This is a genomic window from Paenarthrobacter sp. NPDC090520 (assembly GCF_044769205.1).
Taxonomy (GTDB): domain Bacteria; phylum Actinomycetota; class Actinomycetes; order Actinomycetales; family Micrococcaceae; genus Arthrobacter.
The window spans coordinates 100,923-121,603 of sequence record NZ_JBIVXM010000014.1 but is presented as its reverse complement, the minus strand read 5'-3'; the positions used below and the strand labels follow the sequence as shown (position 1 = coordinate 121,603).

Below are 20,681 nucleotides of genomic sequence, written 5' to 3'. Positions count from 1 at the left end.
CGAACTCAACGACAGACCCCGCCAACGATTCGACTTCTGCACCCCAAATGAGATGATCAGAACCTTCCTGTTGCGATAACCGCTAGAAACCGCCCGCTGGGAACAACCACAAGTGCCAGTCAGATCAGTTGGGTGCGCCTCGCCGCCCCTGGGCTTAAAACAGCAGCCCTGCCGGATATCCGGCAGGGCTGCTGTTCACTTCCAGCGGTTCTTAGTCCAGGTAGTCCCGCAAGACCTGCGAGCGGGAGGGGTGCCGCAGCTTGGACATGGTCTTGGATTCGATCTGGCGGATACGTTCACGCGTCACTCCGTAGACCTTGCCGATTTCGTCTAAAGTCTTCGGCTGGCCATCGGTCAAGCCGAAACGCATGGCCACCACACCGGCTTCACGCTCGGAGAGCGTGTCCAGCACGGAGTGGAGCTGTTCCTGGAGAAGCGTGAAGCTCACGGCGTCTGCCGGAACAACGGCCTCCGAGTCCTCGATCAGGTCGCCGAACTCCGAGTCTCCATCTTCACCCAGCGGAGTGTGCAGGGAAATCGGCTCGCGACCGTACTTCTGGACTTCCACGACCTTCTCCGGGGTCATGTCCAGTTCCAGGGCCAGTTCTTCCGGCGTGGGTTCGCGTCCGAGGTCCTGCAGCATCTGGCGCTGCACACGGGCCAGCTTGTTGATGACCTCAACCATGTGGACCGGGATACGGATGGTCCGCGCCTGGTCGGCCATTGCACGGGTAATGGCTTGTCGGATCCACCACGTGGCGTATGTGGAGAACTTGAAGCCCTTGGTGTAGTCGAACTTCTCCACGGCGCGGATAAGGCCCAGGTTTCCTTCCTGGATCAAGTCCAGGAAGAGCATGCCGCGGCCGGTGTACCGCTTGGCCAAGGACACGACGAGACGAAGGTTCGCCTCAAGCAGGTGGTTCTTTGCGCGCTTGCCGTCGTGGATAACAAACTCCAGCTCGCGCTTGAGCTTGGGGTCCATGGATCCGTCATCGGCGGCAATCTTCTCTTCAGCAAAGAGGCCGGCTTCGATCCTGAGTGCGAGGTCGACTTCCTGCTCGGCGTTCAGGAGTGCTACCTTGCCGATCTGCTTCAGGTAGTCCTTGACGGGGTCTGCGGTTGCACCGGCGGACATGACCTGCTGGACGGGGGCGTCGTCGTCATCGGCATCGGAATAGACAAAGCCGGAACCAGTGGGGGCAGGCTTGTCCTTGCCGGCAGGAGCACCCCCCTCTTCAGCCTCGTCGTCGCCGACTTCCACTTCCTCAGCTGCCGAGGGATCGAATTCTTCGTCCTCGACTTCCACATCGTCAGAGTCGTCTTCGGCATCTGAAGACTTGTTGGCAGCCTCAGCCGCGGCCTTGGCACCGGGCTTGGGTCCACGCTTCTTGGGTGCAGGCTTGTCAGGGTTTCCCTCTGAAGCCTTGCTGGCAGCACGAGTCGCCGCGCTCTTTGCCGAAGCCGCCTTCTTTTCCTCAGCGGACAGTTCGGCCTGGGCGGCGGGTTCCTTCTCGACGGAAGACGGGGTCACAGAAAACCTTTCTAGCGGCGGTCTGTGGAATCACCATGTGGGCAACACCACTATGACCCTGTCAAGTCCGCGATTATTTTCAAATGCAATCGCCGTCCGCAGGGTCTCTAGGTACAACTGCCGACGCCGCCGAAATGTTCCCCAAATACGGGGGCCAACGGGCATTCAAACGCGGACCCAACCGGGTCTCGGCATCCATTGTCTCACGATTTTGCGAATCCCACGCGTAGCAGGGCAGTCACCGGCCTATTTCCTGCCCGCAACATGGGTGCCCCACGCCGAGTCAGGACGCCGGGCCCATCCGCTGACGGTGCCCTGGCCCAGGATCTCGTCGAGGAGTTCCGCCAGCCTGTATCCGGGGTTGACGGCCAGGGCGCGGTCAAGGCAGGCATGGGCGAATGAACCGCTCCCCTTGCACCAGGCGATCCATCCTTGGAGAGTCAGTGCAGCCGCGGCGGCCTCGCTCTCTTCTTCGTCGAAGCTCAGGAAGGACAACACCCGCTGCAGGGCGTCAAGGAGCTGCCAATCGGGAATACCGGGTTGCACACCCAGGAGCACCTCCCCGTAGGAGAAGAGCCCGCCATGGCCCGAATCCAGGGACGGCTGTGGCATTTCCGGCTGTCCGGCCAGCCCGCCTCCTCTGCCCGTGCCGAAGGCTGTTTCGGGCCGATCAGACGGATCATGGCCGGCCCGCAACCCAAGTTCGAGTGGATCAAAGGGCAGCGATGGTGAGACATTTTCGTCGAAAAGATTGAAGGCCTCCGCCCCGGCCTTCGCAGACCGCACCCCGGCCGCCGCCATGACCATGATGGCGTCCCGCCATGGTGGCACGGCAAGGCTTGCCCGCAGGAAGCCCACCAATTCGTCCGCGGCCGGCCCCTCGAACCCCTGCACCTCCCCCGCACCGTCCGGGGTAGATTCGCCACGCGCCCACGGCCTGTCCAAAATCTGAAGCCAGGCATCCATGACTGCGTCCAGGCACAGCCGGCTGCGCCACGCACCAGTGAACTGACCCTCGAATTTCAACTCCGCCTCAAGCACGCCCCCATGTGGTTTCCCTGGCCGCGCGAGCCTGGGCGGGTCCACCCGGCTCTGCGGCGACGACCCCACGCTGCTTCCGCGGTAAACCATCTCGGCGTTGATCCGGCCGTTCCGTATCTGTTCCACGGGCAAGCCCGGGACTGGACAGCAGTCCGCGTCTGTACAGAAAGCACTGCGCCAATAATCGTCTCCCACCAGCCATGCTTCCCGGACGCAAAGCCCCACAGTCTCGAGAGCCTGCTGCAAGGCCACCAACACCGGCATCGCGCGGCACACCACCGAGCCGTCGTCCCAGCCGGCACTGTCATACAGGGCAAGGACCACACCATCTGCCTGTTCGTCGGCGAGGAGGTGGTTCCGTACGTACTCTGCAAAGGCAGCCCGGACGCGCGGCGAGTTGGACGTGGGAAGGTCCACCCGAAGGGTAGCTCCGAAAGTCTTCTCCTGCATGGTGATGGCTACCAGGCTGTCCTGGGGCCAGTAGCCAAGCAGATGCGGAATGTAGCCCAGAACGTCTTCGGGCCGGTAGATGTTGAGGGTTTCGTTGCTGGTCATGCCTCAAGCTTGGCCAGCGCGGAGTGGAGCGGACAGCCGCCTCTTTGCGTATGTGGAAAAGGGGTCCTGGGGAAGACCAGTGAAGCTGGTTGCTACGTGTCGCCAGGGTGGGAAGCCTGGCGCGCTGTACGCCGCCGCTCAATCCGCTCACGGCGCTGCTTGGCCAGCGTTGCCACCAGCGGGGTCACATGGATGCCCTGCGCCGCCATCTGGCGGCGTACCTTGCGCCTGGTCAAAAAGATCAACACTGTACCCAGCGCGAGGAGCACGAACTGGATGCTCAGAGCGATCCGGAACGGGGCCAGTCCGTACAAGACACCGTTGGAAAAGCCACTGGCATTCAGGACGTCAAGCACCAGGCCGATGAGGTAGATCGCCACAAGCGCCGCGATAAATCCTCCGACGTTGACGATTCCCGTTGCGGTCCCGATTCTGTGCGAGGGATTGAAGGTCCTGGCAAAGTCGAAGCCGATCATCGAGCCCGGACCTCCGACGGCCAACACCACCACGAGGACTACCAGCAGCCAGAGCGGCGCCCTCTCGGGCAGCACGAGGACCGCCGCCCACACGAGCGCAGTGGCAAGGGTTATCAGAAGGACCATGGCCGAACGCCTCATGGGGTGCTTGGAGACGAACCGCCCCACGCCGGGTCCCGAAACAATGGCTGTGGCCACAAACAACGCCATCAGCGCGGAAACCGTGGTTGCGTCCAGCCCCTGGGCCGAAAGGAGGAAGGGGTAGCCCCAGGTCATGGCAAACAGGTTTCCGCTGAACTGCACTGTGAAGTGGCTCCACAGCCCAAGCCTCGTACCGGGCTGCTTCCAAGCCCGCGACAAGGAAACTCCCGTGGCCCTGAGCCCTTGGGAGGTGTCCCTCGGCGGGTGGCCCGGAGGAGCATCCCTCAACAAGACAAGGACAAGGACGACGGCGAGCACGGACAATGCCGCCAGCGAGAGGAACGCAGGGGTCCACCCCGCGGAATGCAATAACAGCGCAAACGGCACCACGCTGAACAACTGGCCCAATTGCCCGCACATGCCGGTCAACTGCGTTACCAACGGAACGCGTGCCGGAGCGAACCACAAGGGAACCAGCCGGATAACTGAAATGAAGGTCATGGCGTCTCCCGCGCCAACCAGCACCCTGCCCAGGACACCACCGGGAACGCTGTCCGCGAAGGCCAACTGCAGTTGCCCCAAGCCCATCAGGACCGCGCCACCGGCGACCATCACCCGGGAGCCGAACCGGTCCACCAGGACGCCCACCGGAATCTGCAAACCGGCGTAGACCAACAATTGCAGGACCGTGAAGAAGGAGACCGCGGCGGCGCTTGCATGGAACCGCTCCGTGGCTTCCAGCCCGGCGACGCCGAACGATGTCCGCTGCGCCACAGCCACGAGGTAGGCGAACACGCCGATTGTCCAGATGAGCCAGGCGCGGGGAGAATTCACTCCTTAATTATGCCTGCCATGAGATCAAAGCTGATTTATTGAGGCGCGTCCTTACGGGCGAGGTAAGCCTCCACTGCGGCACCGAGATCCTCCGCGTTGGGAAGTTCATCGTTCTCGTCCGCGAGCAGGGAACGGCGCACAATACCCTCGGATTTCTCGTCGTACCGGGCTTCCAAATTCGAAACCACAGCCTGCACTTCCTCGGACGATTCGATTTGTTCGGCAATTTGCCGGCCCACTTCCCGGCCTGATTCACGCAGACGGTCGGTGGGCAGCATCAGCGACGTTGCCGCTCCCAAGTACTCCAGGCCAGCCACTGCCGCTTGCGGGTACTCCGCTTCGGACAAGTAGTGCGGGACATGGATGACATAGCCTGCTACGTTGCGCTCGGCTTCGGTGAGCCGCAGTTCGAGGATGTGTCCAATCACTGCGGGTACTTCCACCGTCGGTTTCCAACTGGAAATGCCCTCGATGAGTTCGGGGCGGTTGCCATGGACTGTAACGCCCACTGGCCGGGTATGCGGAACAGGCATCGGGATCGAGTGGATCCACGTCACGAGGTTCACGTCGAGCTTTTCCACAATGCCCACAACGGCCCTGGAGAAGCGTTCCCACTGCAGGTCAGGTTCGAACCCTGCCAGCAGGAGGAAGGGCTGTCCGAGTCCGTCGGTCAGCTTGTAGAGGCCCAGGCGTGGCGGCTGGTAATCCTGCAGGTGGTCCTCGACGAAGGTGATATGGGGCCGCCGGGAGCGGTAGTCGATCAGCTGGTCGGCGTCGAACATCGCCACCACCTCGGCGTCGAGCTGGTCAAGCAATTCCGCATTGATCTGCCGGACCACATGTCCGGCATCGGCGAAACCGGTAAAGCCCATCACCATGTTCAGCCCGCGCAATTCGGGGCTGTGGAAAATCTCGATGTTGCTCGCGTAGAGCGCCTCGGGGTCCAGGAGGGAGCCGGATATCCGTTCAAACACGGCGTGTTCCTTTCACAGTGGCAAAGTTCGGGGCCCGGCCAACGCATGGATTCGCGTGGAATCCGTGCAGGGCAAGGACCGGTCTTGAATGTCCGTTGTAGATACAACGCAGCACGTCGAGCGGGCATTCCTGCCGCCCGGTGTGCCGCAAATCTCATTTAATTGCTCTCCGCAGCCCGCGAGAGACTACGATCGAAATGGGCCGGCGCCCTTTCGCTACGCTGGTCCCGAAGACCAAGGCCGCCGTCGCAACAAGACGCCGGGCGCGTACCGGAGCAGGGCGCCAAACATGCAGCCCTGCCATGCAATGCAGAGAGAAGTGAGGACACATCCTCGTGGTCAAGACTACTGACATCCTCCTCGGCGTGATCGCCAAGGATCTGAAAAAGTCCCCCAGCGACGCCCTCGTGGTGGGCGTGGCGCAAGGCGCTGACGGCCCGGTGCTGCTGTCCAATCCCCTGAGCGCCAAAGCCGCCGAGTCAATCACCGGATCCCTGAAAGTCCTGGGAATCACGGGCGCCGCCGACCAGGTGCACCGCCTGCCGGGCCTGCCGGAAACCGGCTCGGAAATCCTCGTCCTCGCCGGAACAGGAAAGACGTCCGACGGCGGCCGCCTCACCGAAGAGGCGCTGCGCCGCGCGGCGGGTTCGGCTGTCCGCCAACTCGCCGGACTGTCCACGGTAACGCTTGCGTTCCCGGCATCCACGGTGGCCGAAGTCGCAGCCGTGGCCGAAGGTGCGGCCCTTGGTTCGTACTCGTACACCGAGCACCGCTCAAGCCAGGACGGCTTGAAGGCACCCGTCAGCAAAGTCCTCCTCTACACAGAGGTCGCCGCAAAGGAAGCACAGCCCGTCCTGGACCGTGCCACTGTCCTGGCCCGGGCCGTCAACGCTACGCGCACCCTCGTCAACCAACCCCCGAGCCACCTCTTCCCTGAATCGTTCGCCGACTCCGCCAAGGACCTCGCCAAAGGGCTGCCTGTCAAGGTCACCGTGTGGGATGAAAAGCGCCTCGAAAAGGAAGGCTTCGGCGGTATCCTCGGCGTCGGCAAGGGCTCTACCCGCCAGCCCCGCCTGGTCAAGGTGGAGTACGCCCCGGCCAAGGCCACCAAGAAGATCGCGCTGGTGGGCAAGGGCATTACCTTCGACACCGGTGGCATCTCGATCAAGCCGGCCCTCGGCATGGGCGACATGAAGAGCGACATGGCCGGTGCCGCCGTCGTCCTTAACACTGTCCTGGCCATTGCCTCCCTTGGGCTTCCCATTAAGGCAACCGCCTGGCTATGCATCGCGGAGAACATGCCTTCCGGCGCAGCGCAGCGGCCCGCCGATGTCCTCACTGTCTACGGTGGCAAGACCGTCGAGGTCCTCAACACAGACGCCGAGGGCCGCCTGGTCATGGCAGACGGCATCGTCGCCGCCAGCCTGGAGGCCCCGGACGCCATCATCGACGTCGCTACGTTGACAGGCGCCCAACTGATCGCCTTGGGCCTTCGGACCGCAGGCGTGATGGGCTCGGACTCAGTGACCGCCGCCCTCAAGTCCGCAGCAGACCGTGCCGGCGAACTGGTGTGGCCCATGCCCCTTCCCGAGGAACTGCGTCCCAGCCTGGATTCGCAGGTTGCGGACATCGCGAACATCGGCGAACGCAACGGCGGCATGATGACCGCAGCTGTCTTCCTCCGCGAGTTCGTCGGAAAGGACGGCAACGGTGAACAAATCCCCTGGGCCCACGTGGACATCGCCGGACCGTCCTTCAACAACGGCAGCCCCTACGGCTACACGCCCAAGCAGGGAACCGGCTGCACGGTCCGTACCCTGGTGGCCTACGCGGAAGACCTTCTGACGGCTTCCGCCTAGGCGTTCCTGCCACTCCGCCGAGGCACTGGCGGGCCTTCCCGGACCACGTCCGGAAGGCCCGCCCCGCCCCGGAATTATGCGGCGTGTAGGGCTGTGTCACAAGTGAACGTGAGTCTCGACACAAGCGCTCCACAAACGCCCGCAGAGGGTGGAGCATGGGTAGGTGGTTCGCTAAGGTGAACTCGATAGTCACAAATGCAAGAGAACTTAGGTGCTGGCATAATCACGGCAGAACAAGTTCCAAAGACCCGATGACACGCAGTCCCGTGTCATCATTCACGCGAGGGAGCGTTTTAGTGGCCGATCAGGCAACTGCGCAAGAATTCGACATCCTGGTACTCGGTGGCGGCAGCGGCGGCTACGCCACGGCTTTGCGGGCCGTACAGCTGGGGTTCACCGTTGGCCTTGTGGAAAAGGCAAAGCTCGGCGGAACCTGCCTCCACAACGGCTGTATCCCCACCAAGGCACTCCTGCACTCGGCCGAACTGGCCGACCATGCACGCGATTCCGCCAAGTACGGCGTGAACGTGACCCTGGACAGCATCGACATGTCCGCTGTGAACGCCTACAAGGACGGCATCATCGCCGGTAAGTTCAAGGGACTCCAGGGACTCATCAAGTCCAAGGGCATCACCGTGATCGAAGGTGAAGGCAAGCTCCAGGGCAACAACACCGTCGTGGTGAACGGAACGGCCTACACCGGCAAGAACATCGTCCTGGCCACGGGCTCCTACTCGCGCTCGCTTCCCGGACTGGAAATCGGCGGCAAGGTCATCACCTCGGACCAGGCCCTCACCATGGACTACATCCCCAAGAGCGCGATCGTGCTCGGCGGCGGCGTGATCGGCGTCGAATTCGCTTCCGTGTGGAAGTCCTTCGGCGTGGATGTCACCATCATCGAAGGCCTCCCTTCCTTGGTTCCCAACGAAGACGCCTCGATCGTCAAGAACCTCGAGCGTGCCTTCAAGAAGCGCGGCATCAAGTTCAGCACCGGCATCTTCTTCCAGGGCGTTGAGCAGGACGAGAACGGCGTCAAGGTCACCTTGGTCGACGGACAGACGTTCGAAGCCGACCTCCTTCTTGTCGCCGTTGGCCGTGGCCCCGTCACCGCCAACCTGGGCTACGAAGAAGCAGGCATCACCATCGACCGTGGCTTCGTCATCACCAACGAGCGCCTCCACACCGGCGTCGGCAACATCTACGCCGTCGGCGACATCGTCCCCGGCGTGCAGCTTGCCCACCGTGGCTACCAGCAAGGCATCTTCGTTGCCGAGGAAATCGCAGGTCTGAACCCCGCGATCGTCGAGGACATCAACATCCCCAAGGTCACCTACTGCGAGCCTGAAATCGCAACCGTGGGCTACACCGAGAAGCTCGCCAAGGAAAAGTTCGGCGACGACCAGGTGCAGACCCAGGAGTACAACCTGGCTGGCAACGGCAAGAGCTCCATCCTGGGCACGGGCGGCATCGTCAAGCTCGTCCGCCAGAAGGATGGCCCGGTGGTTGGCATCCACATGATCGGCTCGCGCATTGGTGAGCAGATCGGCGAAGCCCAGCTGATCGTGAACTGGGAAGCCTACCCGGAAGACGTGGCCCAGTTGGTCCACGCCCACCCCACGCAGAACGAAGCTCTGGGCGAAGCCCACCTCGCCCTCGCGGGCAAGCCGCTCCACGGCTAAGTCTTTACCCAAGACAAACGGGCCGGGTGCACGCGGCAGAATCTGCAGCGTGCACCCGCCCGGACCAGCAGCATTCATCCGCACAAAAGATCAATAAGGAGAACGGGGACGACATGTCTGAATCCGTTAACTTGCCCGCCCTCGGTGAGAGTGTCACCGAAGGAACCGTCACCCGCTGGCTCAAGCAGGTTGGTGACCGGGTAGAGATCGACGAGCCGTTGCTCGAGGTTTCCACCGACAAAGTAGACACCGAAATCCCTTCTCCGATCGCAGGCGTCATCGAAGAAATCCTCGTCGCCGAAGACGAGACCGCTGAAGTTGGCGCTCCCCTGGTTCGCATCGGCGATGGTTCCGGCTCCGCCGCTCCGGCCGACGAAGAAGCACCTGCTCCGGCTGCCGAGGCTCCCGCTGAGCAGGCTGCACCGGCACAGGAAGCCCCCGCTGCTGAGGCTCCTGCAGCCCCCGCTACAGAAGCTCCAGCCGCTTCGGGCGGCGAAGGCCACGAAGTAACCCTGCCCGCGCTTGGCGAGAGCGTTACCGAGGGTACCGTGACGCGTTGGCTCAAGGCGATCGGCGACACCGTCGAGGTAGATGAGCCGCTGCTCGAGGTCTCCACGGACAAGGTTGACACCGAGATCCCCTCTCCGGTGGCCGGAACCCTGCAGGAAATCCGGGTCAGCGAAGACGAGACCGCCGAAGTTGGCTCTGTCCTCGCCGTGATCGGATCCGGCGCAGCTGCTCCGGCTGCAGCTCCGGCACCGGCCGCACCCGCAGCGGAAGCACCCGCACCCGCCGCAGCACCCGCACCCGCCGCAGCACCCGCACCCGCCGCAGCACCCGCACCCGCCGCAGCACCCGCTCCTGCGGCAGCACCGGCAGCCGCTGCTCCGGCGGCGGCTCCCGCGGAGACCACCGGTTCCTCCGAGTCCGGCTACGTCACTCCCTTGGTCCGCAAACTCGCCAACCAGCACGGAGTGGACATCTCCGCTGTATCGGGCACCGGTGTTGGCGGCCGCATCCGCAAGCAGGACGTCCTTGCTGCGGCCGAGGCCAAGAAGGCTGCCGCAGCTCCGGCTCCGGCAGCTGCTCCTGCCGCCAAGGCAGCCGCACCCGTAGTTGCTTCCTCGCTCCGTGGAACCACGGAAAAGGCGCCCCGTATCCGTCAGGTCATCGCCCGCCGCATGCGCGAATCCCTTGAGGTCTCCACGCAGCTCACGCAGGTGCACGAAGTGGACATGACCAAGATCGCCAAGCTCCGCCTCAAGGCCAAGAACAATTTCCAGGCCCAGAACGGCGTCAAGCTGACCTTCCTGCCGTTCATCGCCAAGGCTGTTGCCGAGGCACTCAAGCAGCACCCCAAGCTGAACGCTGCCTACGACGAGTCCAAGCAGGAAATCACCTACCACAACGCCGAACACCTGGCGATTGCCGTGGACACCGACAAGGGACTGTTGGTTCCGGTCATCTCCGACGCCGGCAACCTCAACCTTGCCGGCCTTGCCGGCAAGATCGCCGACGTGGCTGGCCGCACACGCGACGGCAAGATCGGCCCGGACGAGCTCTCCGGCGGTACGTTCAGCATCACCAACATTGGATCCGTCGGCGCCCTGTTCGACACCCCGATCATCAACCAGCCGCAGGTGGGCATCCTGGGCACCGGCGCGATCGTCAAGCGCGCCGTGGTTGTTGCAGACGAAAACGGCGACGATTCCATCGCGATCCGCTCCATGATGTACCTGTCGCTGACGTACGACCACCGTTTGGTGGACGGCGCGGACGCCGGACGCTTCCTGCAGACGCTCAAGGCCCGCCTTGAAGAGGGCGCCTTCGAAGCGGACCTGGGTCTCTAGGTTCTTCAAGCAGCCTCTGCTGATAAAGGCGGGGAAGGATTCCGGAAATTGCCGGAATCCTTCCCCGCCTTTCGTCTTGTGTGCGCGCCTTTGCTACGACACGTAGAAACAACTGGATAAGCTGTGTCCATGAGTATTCTCTTCAGCATCCTGGTGTTCTTGCACATCGTCGGCGCAGCCATGATTGTGGGCTACTGGATCGCCACCATCAAGGAACCCACGGTGCACCCGCGCCAGCGTGACGGCGCCTTCCTGCAGCTGCTCACGGGCATCGCCATGATGGGTGTTCTTCCCCTGATGCCCGACGCAGACCCCAACTACTTCAAGCTCGGCATCAAGTTCGCCATCGGTGTGGCCGTGGCCGTCCTTGCCGTGATCGGATCCCGCAAAGTCAAGAAGGGCGAAGCCGTTTCCACTGGCCTTGCACACGGTGTGGGCGGTTTGGCGTTGGTCAACATTGCCATCGCCACGCTCTGGAACTGAATCCACTCCCGCACTCCATTGGAAAACCGCCCTGCGTCTGACGCAGGGCGGTTTTTCGTGGGGCGAAGGTTCAGTCCTGTGCGATGCAGAACTCGTTGCCTTCGGGGTCCAGCATGACGTCCCAATGGAAGTCACCAATGTCATGCCCCTCGACAAAGACCGCCCCGAGCCTCTCCGCCTTCGCACGCAAGGCCGCAGCGTCGTCGTCATGCAGGTCCAGGTGAAGGCGCCGCCTCCCTTCCGTGGGGTGGTCCACCTGCTGGAAGGCCAACTGTGGCACGCCGGGACCGGCGGGTTCCAACCAGATGAAACCCTCATGCTGGGCGGAAACCGGTAAGCCCAGCAGTTCCGACCAGAATCCGGCGAGGCCGTCGGGGTCATTGCTGTTGATGGTGAGCGAGGCAATTCGCGGTCCCCGGCGAGCGTCTGCGGGGTGTTCCTGGTTGTCCATGCCGCCCAGTCTAGGTGTCACAATCCACTAACAGCGGAATGGCCGTGCGTGGCCGTCAGCGAGTCCCTAGGATTGACACGGTGGCAGCCGGCCGGCGCCGGCCGCCGATACACAACTACCCCAAGGAGTGGAAATGGCAGCAGTACGCACCGCACACACGGTTTGGAACGGCAACCTGATCGAGGGTTCCGGCAACACGACGCTGGACAGCTCGGGCCTCGGCACGTTCGATGTCACGTGGAAGGCCCGTACCGAGCAGTCCGGCGGCAAGACCAGCCCCGAGGAACTGATCGCTGCCGCCCACTCCGCATGCTTCTCCATGGCCTTCAGCCACGCCCTGGCAGGGGCCGGCTTCACCCCGGAGGAAGTCAACACCAAGGCTGATGTCACCTTTGTTCCCGGCACCGGCATCACGGGCAGCCACCTGACTCTCACCGCAAAGATCCCGGGCATCTCGGAGGAGGACTTCCGCCGGATCTCCGAAGAAGCCAAGACCGGTTGCCCTGTGTCGGGCGCCCTCGCCAGCATCGACATCACCCTGGATGCAACGCTTCAGGCGTAGTCGCTGCGCATTACCTGAAAGGCCCCGCACCACCACTGGTTTCCAGTACTGGTGCGGGGCCTTTCTACGCCGCTACTGCGACGACTGCCTGCAGACGGGCCTTCAGGTAGCCTGCGGCCGTGAAGGCAAGGGACCTGGACGGACGCTGCGGTAACCTTTCCGGAGCGGGGGGCGGTCCGTTGGGAGCTCCTGGATCATTTCCTTGAGCGCCCCGATGCCGTACTCCAGCTGGGGATCCGTGCCGGCGGCGTAGGCGTGGGGCGGGAACAGCACTTCGATGTCCGGATCCACGCCACGGTTCTCGACGTCCCAACCGATGCCGCCGCCGAACCACGTGGCATAGCGGGGTTGCGTCACCCCGGTGCCGTCTGCCAGGGCGAAGCGGTTGTCGATGCCCACCACGCCGCCCCAGGTCCTGGTCCCGATGACCGGGCCGATTCCCCTGAGCTTGGAGACCTGCGTGATGATGTCTCCATCCGATCCTGCGAACTCATCGGCCAGGATCACCACGGGGCCACGCGGGGCGTGGTGCGGGTACGTCCTGGGCTTCTCGCCGCGGGGCATGCTCCACCCGGTGACTTTTCTGCCAATGAGCTCCGCCACCAGTTGGGACGTGTGGCCACCGCGGTTGCGCCGGACATCCACGATCAACCCGTCCAAGGCCGTTTCCGTGTCCAGGTCCCGGTGGAGTTGAGCCCAGCCGTTGGCCATCATGTCCGGAATATGGAGGTATCCGAACGTCCCTCCGGACGCTTCGCGGACAGTGCGGCGGTTTCCGCGGACCCAGTCCTGGTAGCGCAGCCGTTCCTCGTCACGGATGGGCACCACGGCCACCCTGCGCTGAACTCCAGCGGCTTCTCCGTGCCCGTCGCCGTTGAGCAGGGTCAATTCCACGGTTCGGCCCGCCGCGCCCACCAACTGCATGGCTGGAGTCAGCGCAGCGGAAAGTTCGACGCCGTCAATCGCCAACAGGACGTCGCCCACCTTCGCGTCCGCTCCGGGACGCGTCAACGGGGATGTGGCGAGCGGATCGGAAGATTCGCCGGCGAGGATGGCAGAGATTTCCCAGCCCTCGTCGCCCAGCTGGAACTCGGCTCCCAAGCGGCCTTGGCCGTTCCTTCCGGGCTCGTTGACCGGAGCCGGCCGCACGTAGGCGTGCGACGTACCCAGTTCGCCATGGATTTCCCACAACAGATCCACCAGATCGTCATGTGATCCCAGGCGGTCCACGATGGGCCGGTAACGGTTGTAGACCGACTGCCAGTCCTGCCCTGCCATATCGGAGGCCCAGAAGAAGTCACGCTGCAACCGCCACGCTTCCTCGAAGGCCTGTCCCCACGCCGCAACGGGGTCAAGGACCACCCTGATCCGGTTCAGTTCCACCTTGACCAGTTCCCCGGATTCCTCATCGACCTTGGCATCTGAAGGTACCGAGGTGACCTGCTGCTCCAAGACGTACACAACGCGTTTGAGGTCCGCGGACAAGCGGTAGCGGTCAACGGCCTTGACCAGGGTGCTCTGCGAGCGCTTGGCCAAGTCGTAACGGACCAGGGACGGAGCAACCTTTTTGTCCTGCAGCGTTCCTTTGCCTTCGCCGGTCACACCGGACAGCTCAGTATCGAGCCAGAGGAGCGCCCCGTGTGCCGCCGTGAGCTCGGAGTAGTTTCCCTGCGGCACGGGGACCGCGATGACGCGCTGGGCCAGGTTCTCCGCATCCACGCGCGTGACGGGAGTGCCGCCGTCGTCGGACTTCTCGGCAGTAGCCGTGTCCTCACCCAAGGTGTCAACGGAGGGCCCGAAGGGCGATGGAGTGTCGGCAGCGAGGGCAACCAGGTAGGGCTTGATGGGGCTCGGGAACGACAGGTCGAAGGAGTGGCCGTCGTAGACGGGGTCGAAGCTTCTGTTGGAGAGGAACGCGAGGAATTTTCCGTCCGGGGTGAACCGCGGTGATTCGTCGCAGAAACGGCCGTCGGTGGCGTCGATGACGTGGGCCTCATCTTTGGCGGGCCTGGCCAACCGCAGCTTGCTCCGGGAACCGAAGGACGTGACGGGCTCGGACCAGGCGAGCCACTGCGAATCCACGGACCAGGTGAACTGCTCCACGCTGCCTTCCCCAAGGCTCACGAGGGACTTCAGCGCGCCGGAAACGGTGTCTGCCACAAAGACGTCGCCAAAAGAGGTTCCAATGGCCAGCCAGCGGCCATCGGGGCTGGCTTCCAGGGCACTGGCACGCGTAGGCGCGGGGAAATCCACGCGGACGGTTTCGGACTCCGGAGTCCTGTGTGCCGGCACTGGCTCTTCAACCCCGGCGGCCGTGTCAGGCGAAGGCTCGCCCGCATGGGCCTCAACGGGAGCCTGCGCAACGGCGGCTGGCGGCTGGTGCCCGTGGCCCACGATGTTCGAGGCGGAAACCGGTTTGGGCAGGGGATCCGCTTCTCCGGTTGGCTCAGCAGGCGCTTCCGTGGACTGGGGAGTTTGCGCCGGGACGGCGGGCACCATCCGGGCGGCAATTCGCTTGATGTACACGGCCTCCACGCCACCGTGGTCAGCCACGTAGGCAATCCTCCCGTCGGTCAACGGCCTCGGCAACCGGGCCCGTACCCCTGGAGCAGCTTCCACCACGCGGGACGGGCCATCCTTGTGGCGGATCCAGTGGACAGTACCGTGCGACTCCACGGCGCTGGCAGTTCCCGCTTCGTTCGGGAAGACGTCGCCGAGGTGCGCGGCAACCTTCAAAGGTGCCGGACGACGTGCGGGCGAGGCTGAACCCAGGGTGATGTCGAGCTTGCGGGCAACGGCGTCCGGATCCAGTGACGGCAGGAGCCACAGTTCGCCGGCGGACTCAAAGATGACCCGCTCACCATCCGTGCTCGCGTGCCGCACATAGAAGTCCTCGTGGTCAGTATGCCTCCGAAGACCCGAACCATCCGGCAGGACCGAATAGAGGTTTCCGTAACCCTCGTGGTCCGAGAGGAAGGCAATGCGTCCCTGGATCCACAACGGATCCGTCAGGTTGCCCTCAACCGACGGAAGCAGCCGTTCATACTCGCCGTTGCCGTCTGCGTCGATCCACAACTTTCCGGCCGTGCCGCCCCTGTACCTCTTCCACCATGCCGGTTCCCGGGACAGCACACTGGCCAGCACCACCGGCTTCTCGTCGCCGATTTCAGGGCCGAACGCCACTGCTTCCACCGGCCCGAATGGCAAGGCGACGGCGGCTCCACCGTCCAGCGGCAGGCTGTAGGCATGCGTGTGCCGGCTTTCGGACTGCTGGAAAGCGCTGGTGACCACGATGTTTCCTGCCGGGGTGAAACCCCGGACCTTCGTTGTGCTGTGGCCAAAGTAGCTCAGTTGCTTGTAACCACCGCCGTCGGTCTCCGCTGTCACCACTTCGGGTGAGGTACCCACGACGGCAGTCCACACGAGCCGCTTGCCGTCCGGCGTGAAGCGGGGATTCCTGGCTGGCAACTGCTGGGACGAAACCCGCCAGGCGCGGCCGCCCGCCACGGGGGCGATCCAGATATCGTCTTCAGCCACGAAAGTAACAAGGTCACCGTGGACATGCGGGAAACGGAGGTAGCTGGAGGAGGTCATTGTTCGATCATAGCCAGATGGTTGAGCTGGCCTTTGCCCTTTGGACGGTGTTTCCGGGCCGCGGCGCCGCATGGTGAGATGGGTCATGCGAATCGTGATGTCCGGAGCCTCCGGAATGATTGGAACCGCCCTCACTACGCTGCTCCTGGCGAGCGGCCACGACGTGGTCAAGCTGGTGCGCCGTCCACCGCGCGCCCCCGAGGAGCATTCGTGGGATCCGTCGGCTGGAATCCTCGATGAATCGGTGTTGGACGGAGCGGATGCGGTCGTCAACCTTTCGGGGGCAGGCATCGGGGACCGGCCGTGGACCCGCGCCCGGATCAAGGCGCTCCATGACTCCCGGATCCTGCCGACACGGACCCTTGCAGCGGCCATGGGTCGGGTGGGCCGCCCTCCCCGGGCCTTCATCAGCCAATCGGCGTCCGGCTACTACGGCGCTTCCAGGGACCAAGTACTCACGGAAGACTCGGCTCCCGGCACCGGCGTCCTGGCACCATTGTGCGTGCAATGGGAGGCAGAAGCCCGGAAGGCTCCCGATTCCGTCAGGGTGGTCACACCCCGCACGGGAGTCATCCTCAGTCCTTCCGGCGGAGCTTTGGGGCCTTTGCTGCCCCTGCTTAGGGCAGGACTGGGTGGGCCCTTCGGAAACGGACGCCAGTACTGGCCTTGGATCACCCTGGCAGATGAAGCTGCTGCCCTTGCTTTCCTCATCACTGCCGAACTCGAGGGACCGGTCAATGTGTGCGCACCGGGGTTGGCGGACGTCAACACCATCGTTTCCCGCCTCGCAGGGGCCTTTCACCGCCCGGCGCTTCTTCGGGTGCCCGGACCGGCACTCCGAATGGTTCTGGGCGGCCTGGCTGATGAACTGATCCTGGCAAATCAGGCCATGGATCCCGGCAGGCTGGCCGGAGCGGGATTTCAGTGGAAGCATCCCAGCCTGAGTGAGGCCATGCCCTGGCTGGTGGCCGAAGCCAAACGATGAGTGCAGGTTCCTGGGGCTCATCCCGGCTCCGGCGCCAAAATCTCCGAAATCCGCCATTGGCCGTCCACCTTGGAAAGGACCAGGCGCAGTTGCTGCGGCTGCCCTGGCGGCTGCCAGCGGATGACTTTTCCCTGCGCATCCTGTTCCTCGTAACCGGACAAAACCGCTGCCAACGAGACGACGGCATGGTCTGCCTGCAAAGTATCCACGGCCGCGCCGGTCAGGACTGTCCTCAGGCCGACGAAACGGATCCCCTGTGGTTCCAACTGCTGTGCAAGGACCAGATCAGCTTGTTCGGCGGGTGACCCCGGTGCATTCACCAGCCCAAGCAACTCCCGGCGCCCCTCAGCCAAGGCCTGGTCACGGACCGCGGAAAGGGCTGGAACGGCCACTGCCGGATCGCTGGAGCCAAGTGCCTGGGCCATGGCTGGGAGGGTGTCTGTCCCGCTCCCGCGGCGATCATCCGGCTGTGGCACCGCGGACCCGGAGGGCTCCCCCGGCTGTGACGGGTATCCAGTGCCGGTCCAGGCGATCCACGCCAGCAGGCCCACCAGGCAACCACCCAAAACCAGCGCGGTGGCCCTCGTTCCGCGCCGTTTTCCGGACCGACGGTGGTTGGGTCGGGACGATTCCGCGTTCGACGGCGACCGGTCGGCCCGGCTCGCGCCCGGTCCCCTCGCCGTCCGGTACGGCGTTGCGGGACGGTCGGACGGGAGCGGCATCATTCTGCTGAACGTCAATCCGGCCTTCGTGCGACGGGTGGTGCTGCTTGTGGGAGTGCGTTCAGCCCACGACGTGCACGGAGCCTTGAAGAACCGCCGAAGGGTGCGTCGTTTGGTCGAGAGGGCATCGTCTGGACGCCTCGTCAGGAGCTCCGGTATGACGGATTCGTGCACCGAACCGACCAGGTCCACGGGTTCCGGCGCAGCACTGCGGTAAATGGCCGAACCGAACTCCCTTGCGTTCGGCCGGGTATGTGGGTCCGGGGCCAGGCCGGCTTCCAGGGCACCCACCAATCCTTTGGGTACGTCGGGAACCAGAAGGGAAAGCGGCGGACGGCTCTTTGCGGGCTCCGGGGCAGCGCCCGTGAGGCAATACCACCCCAACGCCGCCAGCGCGAAGACATCACCAGCAAAGTCAAGGTCCGCAGCCTCTTCCGCATTCCGCCCGCCACCGCTTGCGGAGGGCACCGAATCGCCGTCGATGAAACCCGGTGTGCCCGCGTCTTTGGCTTGCTGCAGCTCGCCCAGCAGCCCGGCCATCCCAAGGTCGGCAACCAAGGGCTTCCCATGGGCCGTGAACAGGACATTTCCCGGGGAGATGTCGCCGTGCACGATCCCCTGGCCATGCAGGAACGCCAACGCCTGGGCCAAGGGTGTCAGCACAGTGACAGCTTCGCCAACAGTCAAACAACGACGCCCCCGGACAAGGTTCGCGAGTGAACCCCCGGCGGCATATTCCATCACCAGACCCCAACAGTTCCGGCCCTCCATCTCGGCAGGCACCACGTCGTGAAAGGGAAGCAGGTGCTCGTGCCTGGCGAGTGTGAGTATGTTTGCCTCACGAAGGATGGCGTGGGCGGCGCCATGCGGATGCATCAAATCATCAGGAACCTCTGAATTCTTGACAATCTTGATGGCAAACCGGGCGCCGTCTGCATCCCTGGTGGCCAGCCAGACGGACGCCGATCCGCCCTGCCCAAGGATCCGTTCGGGTGTGTAGCCTGACATGACGGGAGGCAATAGGGCGCCGGAGTCCAGAGTGTCCATGTCAAAGGTCTACCCGAAGTCGGCTTTCGCTGCAGAAGTTATCCACAGGCCCGCCCTCTGCAGCGATATTGGAGCAGCCTCCCGGATGCGACTGAGAGGTTCACCACAAAAGCATGGGCAACGTCCTGCGGGGTCTAAGCTTGAACGCATGACTCTTGAGTTTTCACAACTGGGTCTTGCCCCGGATTTCGTTGATTACATGCAGGGCTGGGACCTTCAACGCGAGATCCACAACAAGGTTGTTGCCGGCGAGAAGAACAGTACCGTCCTGCTTCTTGAGCATGCAGCCGTCTATACGGCAGGCAAGCTCACGGAAGACCACGAACGCCCCTTCGACGGAACCCCCGTGGTACCCGTTGACCGCGGAGGCAAACTGACGTGGCACGGCCCCGGACAACTGATTGCCTACCCAATCCTCAAGCTCAAGAACCGTTCGGGAATCCGGGATTACGTGGAGCGGCTCGAGGCCACCATGATCTCCGTGATGCTGGACTACGGCATCAAAGCCGTCACCGCGAAAGGCCGTGCCGGCGTCTGGGTGCTGGCAGATGACAAGGGCCCGGACCGCAAGATTGCCGCAATCGGTATCCGCGTCCTCGATGGCGTCACCATGCACGGTGTGGCCATCAACTGCAGCAACGACCTGGCGCCCTACGCGCAGATCATCGCCTGCGGCATCACCGACGCCAGCGTTACCACCATGTCGCTGGAGACTGGCCGGACCATCAACCCGGCAGACATCGTTGACCGCTTTGTGGAAGAGTTCCGCAAGCACGAAGAAGCACTCGTTTCCACCCCAGAAGGAGCACTCCAGTGACCCTGGCACCTGAAGGCCGTAAGTTGCTGCGCGTCGAGGCCCGCAACGCCCAAGTCCCTGTTGAGCGTAAGCCTGAGTGGATCAAGGCGAAGGTCCAGATGGGGCCGGAGTTCGTGGGGTTGAAGAACCTGGTGAAGAAGGAAGGCCTGCACACGGTGTGTGAGGAGGCCGGGTGCCCGAACATTTTCGAGTGCTGGGAAGACAAGGAAGCGACGTTCCTGATCGGCGGGTCCGAGTGCACGCGGCGCTGTGATTTCTGCCAGATCGATACCGGCAAGCCCTCCCCGCTGGACCGGTTTGAGCCCACCAAGGTGGCCCGGTCCGTGCAGGCCATGCAGCTGCGGTACGCGACCGTGACCGGGGTGGCCCGTGACGACCTCGAAGACGAGGGCGTGTGGCTGTACGCCGAAACGGTCCGCAAGATCCATGAACTGAACCCCGGCACCGGGGTGGAGTTGCTGATCCCGGACTTCTCCGGCAAACCCGAACACATCGCCGCGATCTGCGAGTCCAAGCCCGAGGTGTTCGCGCACAACGTCGAGACCGTGCCGCGCATCTTCAAGCGGATCCGTCCCGCGTTCCGGTACGAGCGGTCCCTGGATGTCATCACCCAGGGCCGGGACCTGGGCATGGTGACCAAGTCCAACCTGATCCTGGGCATGGGCGAGACCCGGGAAGAGATCTCCGAAGCGCTCCGGGACCTGCACGCCGCGGGGTGTGACCTGATCACGATCACCCAGTACCTGCGCCCGTCCGAGCGGCACCTGCCCGTGGACCGGTGGGTCAAGCCCCAGGAATTCGTGGACCTCCAGCACGAGGCCGAAGAGATCGGCTTCCTCGGGGTCATGTCCGGGCCCCTGGTCCGCTCCTCCTACCGGGCCGGTCGGCTCTGGGCCACCGCGATGCGCAAAAAGGGCTGGGACATCCCCGAAGCCCTCGCCCACATCGAATCCTCCGGCACCACCCGCCAGGAAGCCTCCACCATCCTCGCCGCACACGGCTAAGGACCACGGGCTGTTCCTCGAGGCTACGAAGCAGGCTGGGCCGGCACCACGGAGTGCCAGTGCAGCCTGCTTTTCG

General features: G+C 63.9%; 15 protein-coding genes. 8 read left to right on the top strand and 7 right to left on the bottom strand.

What is annotated here, in order from left to right:
- Positions 1-211 precede the first annotated feature (211 nt).
- From ACIQTZ_RS16905 to ACIQTZ_RS16890, 4 genes are all read right to left on the bottom strand, one after another.
- Positions 212-1,531 carry an RNA polymerase sigma factor gene (locus ACIQTZ_RS16905; protein WP_400334582.1) on the bottom strand — a complete coding sequence of 440 codons (1,320 nt, stop codon included), beginning with the start codon at positions 1,529-1,531 and terminating at the stop codon, positions 212-214.
- A gap of 246 nt (positions 1,532-1,777) precedes the next feature.
- The gene (locus tag ACIQTZ_RS16900; protein WP_402982397.1) at positions 1,778-3,127 is read right to left on the bottom strand and encodes a DUF4192 domain-containing protein; all 1,350 of its coding nucleotides are present in this window, start codon (positions 3,125-3,127) and stop codon (positions 1,778-1,780) included.
- 92 nt (positions 3,128-3,219) lie between these two features.
- Positions 3,220-4,578 (bottom strand): nitrate/nitrite transporter, encoded by a 1,359-nt coding sequence (locus tag ACIQTZ_RS16895; protein WP_402982395.1) that lies wholly within the window; start codon positions 4,576-4,578, stop codon positions 3,220-3,222.
- Between the two features lie 35 nt (positions 4,579-4,613).
- Positions 4,614-5,552 carry a proteasome assembly chaperone family protein gene (locus tag ACIQTZ_RS16890; protein ID WP_402982393.1) on the bottom strand — a complete coding sequence of 313 codons (939 nt, stop codon included), beginning with the start codon at positions 5,550-5,552 and terminating at the stop codon, positions 4,614-4,616.
- A gap of 335 nt (positions 5,553-5,887) precedes the next feature.
- On the opposite strand from ACIQTZ_RS16890, the gene ACIQTZ_RS16885 reads away from it, so the two are divergent.
- The 4 genes from ACIQTZ_RS16885 (at position 5,888) to ACIQTZ_RS16870 (ending at position 11,423) form a co-directional block, all read left to right on the top strand.
- Positions 5,888-7,411 (top strand): leucyl aminopeptidase, encoded by a 1,524-nt coding sequence (locus tag ACIQTZ_RS16885; RefSeq protein WP_402945833.1) that lies wholly within the window; start codon positions 5,888-5,890, stop codon positions 7,409-7,411.
- A 296-nt stretch (positions 7,412-7,707) separates the two neighbouring features.
- The gene (lpdA, locus tag ACIQTZ_RS16880) at positions 7,708-9,090 is read left to right on the top strand and encodes a dihydrolipoyl dehydrogenase (protein WP_400334589.1); all 1,383 of its coding nucleotides are present in this window, start codon (positions 7,708-7,710) and stop codon (positions 9,088-9,090) included.
- 113 nt (positions 9,091-9,203) lie between these two features.
- Positions 9,204-10,940 carry a 2-oxoglutarate dehydrogenase, E2 component, dihydrolipoamide succinyltransferase gene (sucB, locus tag ACIQTZ_RS16875; protein ID WP_402982391.1) on the top strand — a complete coding sequence of 579 codons (1,737 nt, stop codon included), beginning with the start codon at positions 9,204-9,206 and terminating at the stop codon, positions 10,938-10,940.
- 129 nt (positions 10,941-11,069) lie between these two features.
- Positions 11,070-11,423 (top strand): hypothetical protein, encoded by a 354-nt coding sequence (locus ACIQTZ_RS16870; RefSeq protein ID WP_397322838.1) that lies wholly within the window; start codon positions 11,070-11,072, stop codon positions 11,421-11,423.
- Between the two features lie 70 nt (positions 11,424-11,493).
- Here ACIQTZ_RS16870 and ACIQTZ_RS16865 read toward each other — a convergent pair whose 3' ends face one another.
- A complete protein-coding gene (locus tag ACIQTZ_RS16865) occupies positions 11,494-11,874 on the bottom strand; it encodes a VOC family protein (protein WP_402945829.1) in 381 nt (126 codons plus the stop codon).
- A gap of 133 nt (positions 11,875-12,007) precedes the next feature.
- On the opposite strand from ACIQTZ_RS16865, the gene ACIQTZ_RS16860 reads away from it, so the two are divergent.
- Positions 12,008-12,436: an OsmC family protein gene (locus ACIQTZ_RS16860; protein WP_402945827.1), complete on the top strand. Its 429-nt coding sequence runs from the start codon at positions 12,008-12,010 to the stop codon at positions 12,434-12,436.
- 102 nt (positions 12,437-12,538) lie between these two features.
- Here ACIQTZ_RS16860 and ACIQTZ_RS16855 read toward each other — a convergent pair whose 3' ends face one another.
- On the bottom strand, positions 12,539-16,030 hold the full coding sequence (locus tag ACIQTZ_RS16855; protein WP_402982389.1) for a S41 family peptidase: 3,492 nt from the start codon (positions 16,028-16,030) through the stop codon (positions 12,539-12,541).
- 85 nt (positions 16,031-16,115) lie between these two features.
- Here ACIQTZ_RS16855 and ACIQTZ_RS16850 point away from each other — a divergent pair, with 85 nt between their 5' ends.
- A complete protein-coding gene (locus tag ACIQTZ_RS16850; RefSeq protein WP_400334599.1) occupies positions 16,116-17,015 on the top strand; it encodes a TIGR01777 family oxidoreductase in 900 nt (299 codons plus the stop codon).
- Between the two features lie 17 nt (positions 17,016-17,032).
- Here ACIQTZ_RS16850 and ACIQTZ_RS16845 read toward each other — a convergent pair whose 3' ends face one another.
- Positions 17,033-18,784: a serine/threonine-protein kinase gene (locus ACIQTZ_RS16845; RefSeq protein ID WP_402982387.1), complete on the bottom strand. Its 1,752-nt coding sequence runs from the start codon at positions 18,782-18,784 to the stop codon at positions 17,033-17,035.
- Between the two features lie 148 nt (positions 18,785-18,932).
- On the opposite strand from ACIQTZ_RS16845, the gene lipB reads away from it, so the two are divergent.
- Both lipB and lipA read left to right on the top strand, forming a co-directional pair.
- Positions 18,933-19,601, top strand: a complete 669-nt coding sequence (lipB, locus tag ACIQTZ_RS16840) for a lipoyl(octanoyl) transferase LipB (RefSeq protein WP_402982386.1) — start codon at positions 18,933-18,935, stop codon at positions 19,599-19,601.
- Positions 19,598-20,605, top strand: a complete 1,008-nt coding sequence (gene lipA, locus ACIQTZ_RS16835; protein WP_402982384.1) for a lipoyl synthase — start codon at positions 19,598-19,600, stop codon at positions 20,603-20,605. Before lipB ends, lipA begins: the two co-directional genes overlap by 4 nt.
- The last annotated feature ends 76 nt before the right edge of the window (positions 20,606-20,681 follow it).

Coding starts and splice junctions, on each gene's coding strand:
- ACIQTZ_RS16870 (WP_397322838.1), top strand. CDS start 11,070: ATGAGTATTCTCTTCAGCATCCTGGTGTTCTTGCACATCGTCGGCGCA.
- sucB (WP_402982391.1), top strand. CDS start 9,204: ATGTCTGAATCCGTTAACTTGCCCGCCCTCGGTGAGAGTGTCACCGAA.
- ACIQTZ_RS16865 (WP_402945829.1), bottom strand. CDS start 11,874: ATGGACAACCAGGAACACCCCGCAGACGCTCGCCGGGGACCGCGAATT.
- lipB (WP_402982386.1), top strand. CDS start 18,933: ATGACTCTTGAGTTTTCACAACTGGGTCTTGCCCCGGATTTCGTTGAT.
- ACIQTZ_RS16900 (WP_402982397.1), bottom strand. CDS start 3,127: ATGACCAGCAACGAAACCCTCAACATCTACCGGCCCGAAGACGTTCTG.
- ACIQTZ_RS16855 (WP_402982389.1), bottom strand. CDS start 16,030: ATGACCTCCTCCAGCTACCTCCGTTTCCCGCATGTCCACGGTGACCTT.
- ACIQTZ_RS16845 (WP_402982387.1), bottom strand. CDS start 18,784: ATGGACACTCTGGACTCCGGCGCCCTATTGCCTCCCGTCATGTCAGGC.
- ACIQTZ_RS16850 (WP_400334599.1), top strand. CDS start 16,116: ATGCGAATCGTGATGTCCGGAGCCTCCGGAATGATTGGAACCGCCCTC.
- ACIQTZ_RS16860 (WP_402945827.1), top strand. CDS start 12,008: ATGGCAGCAGTACGCACCGCACACACGGTTTGGAACGGCAACCTGATC.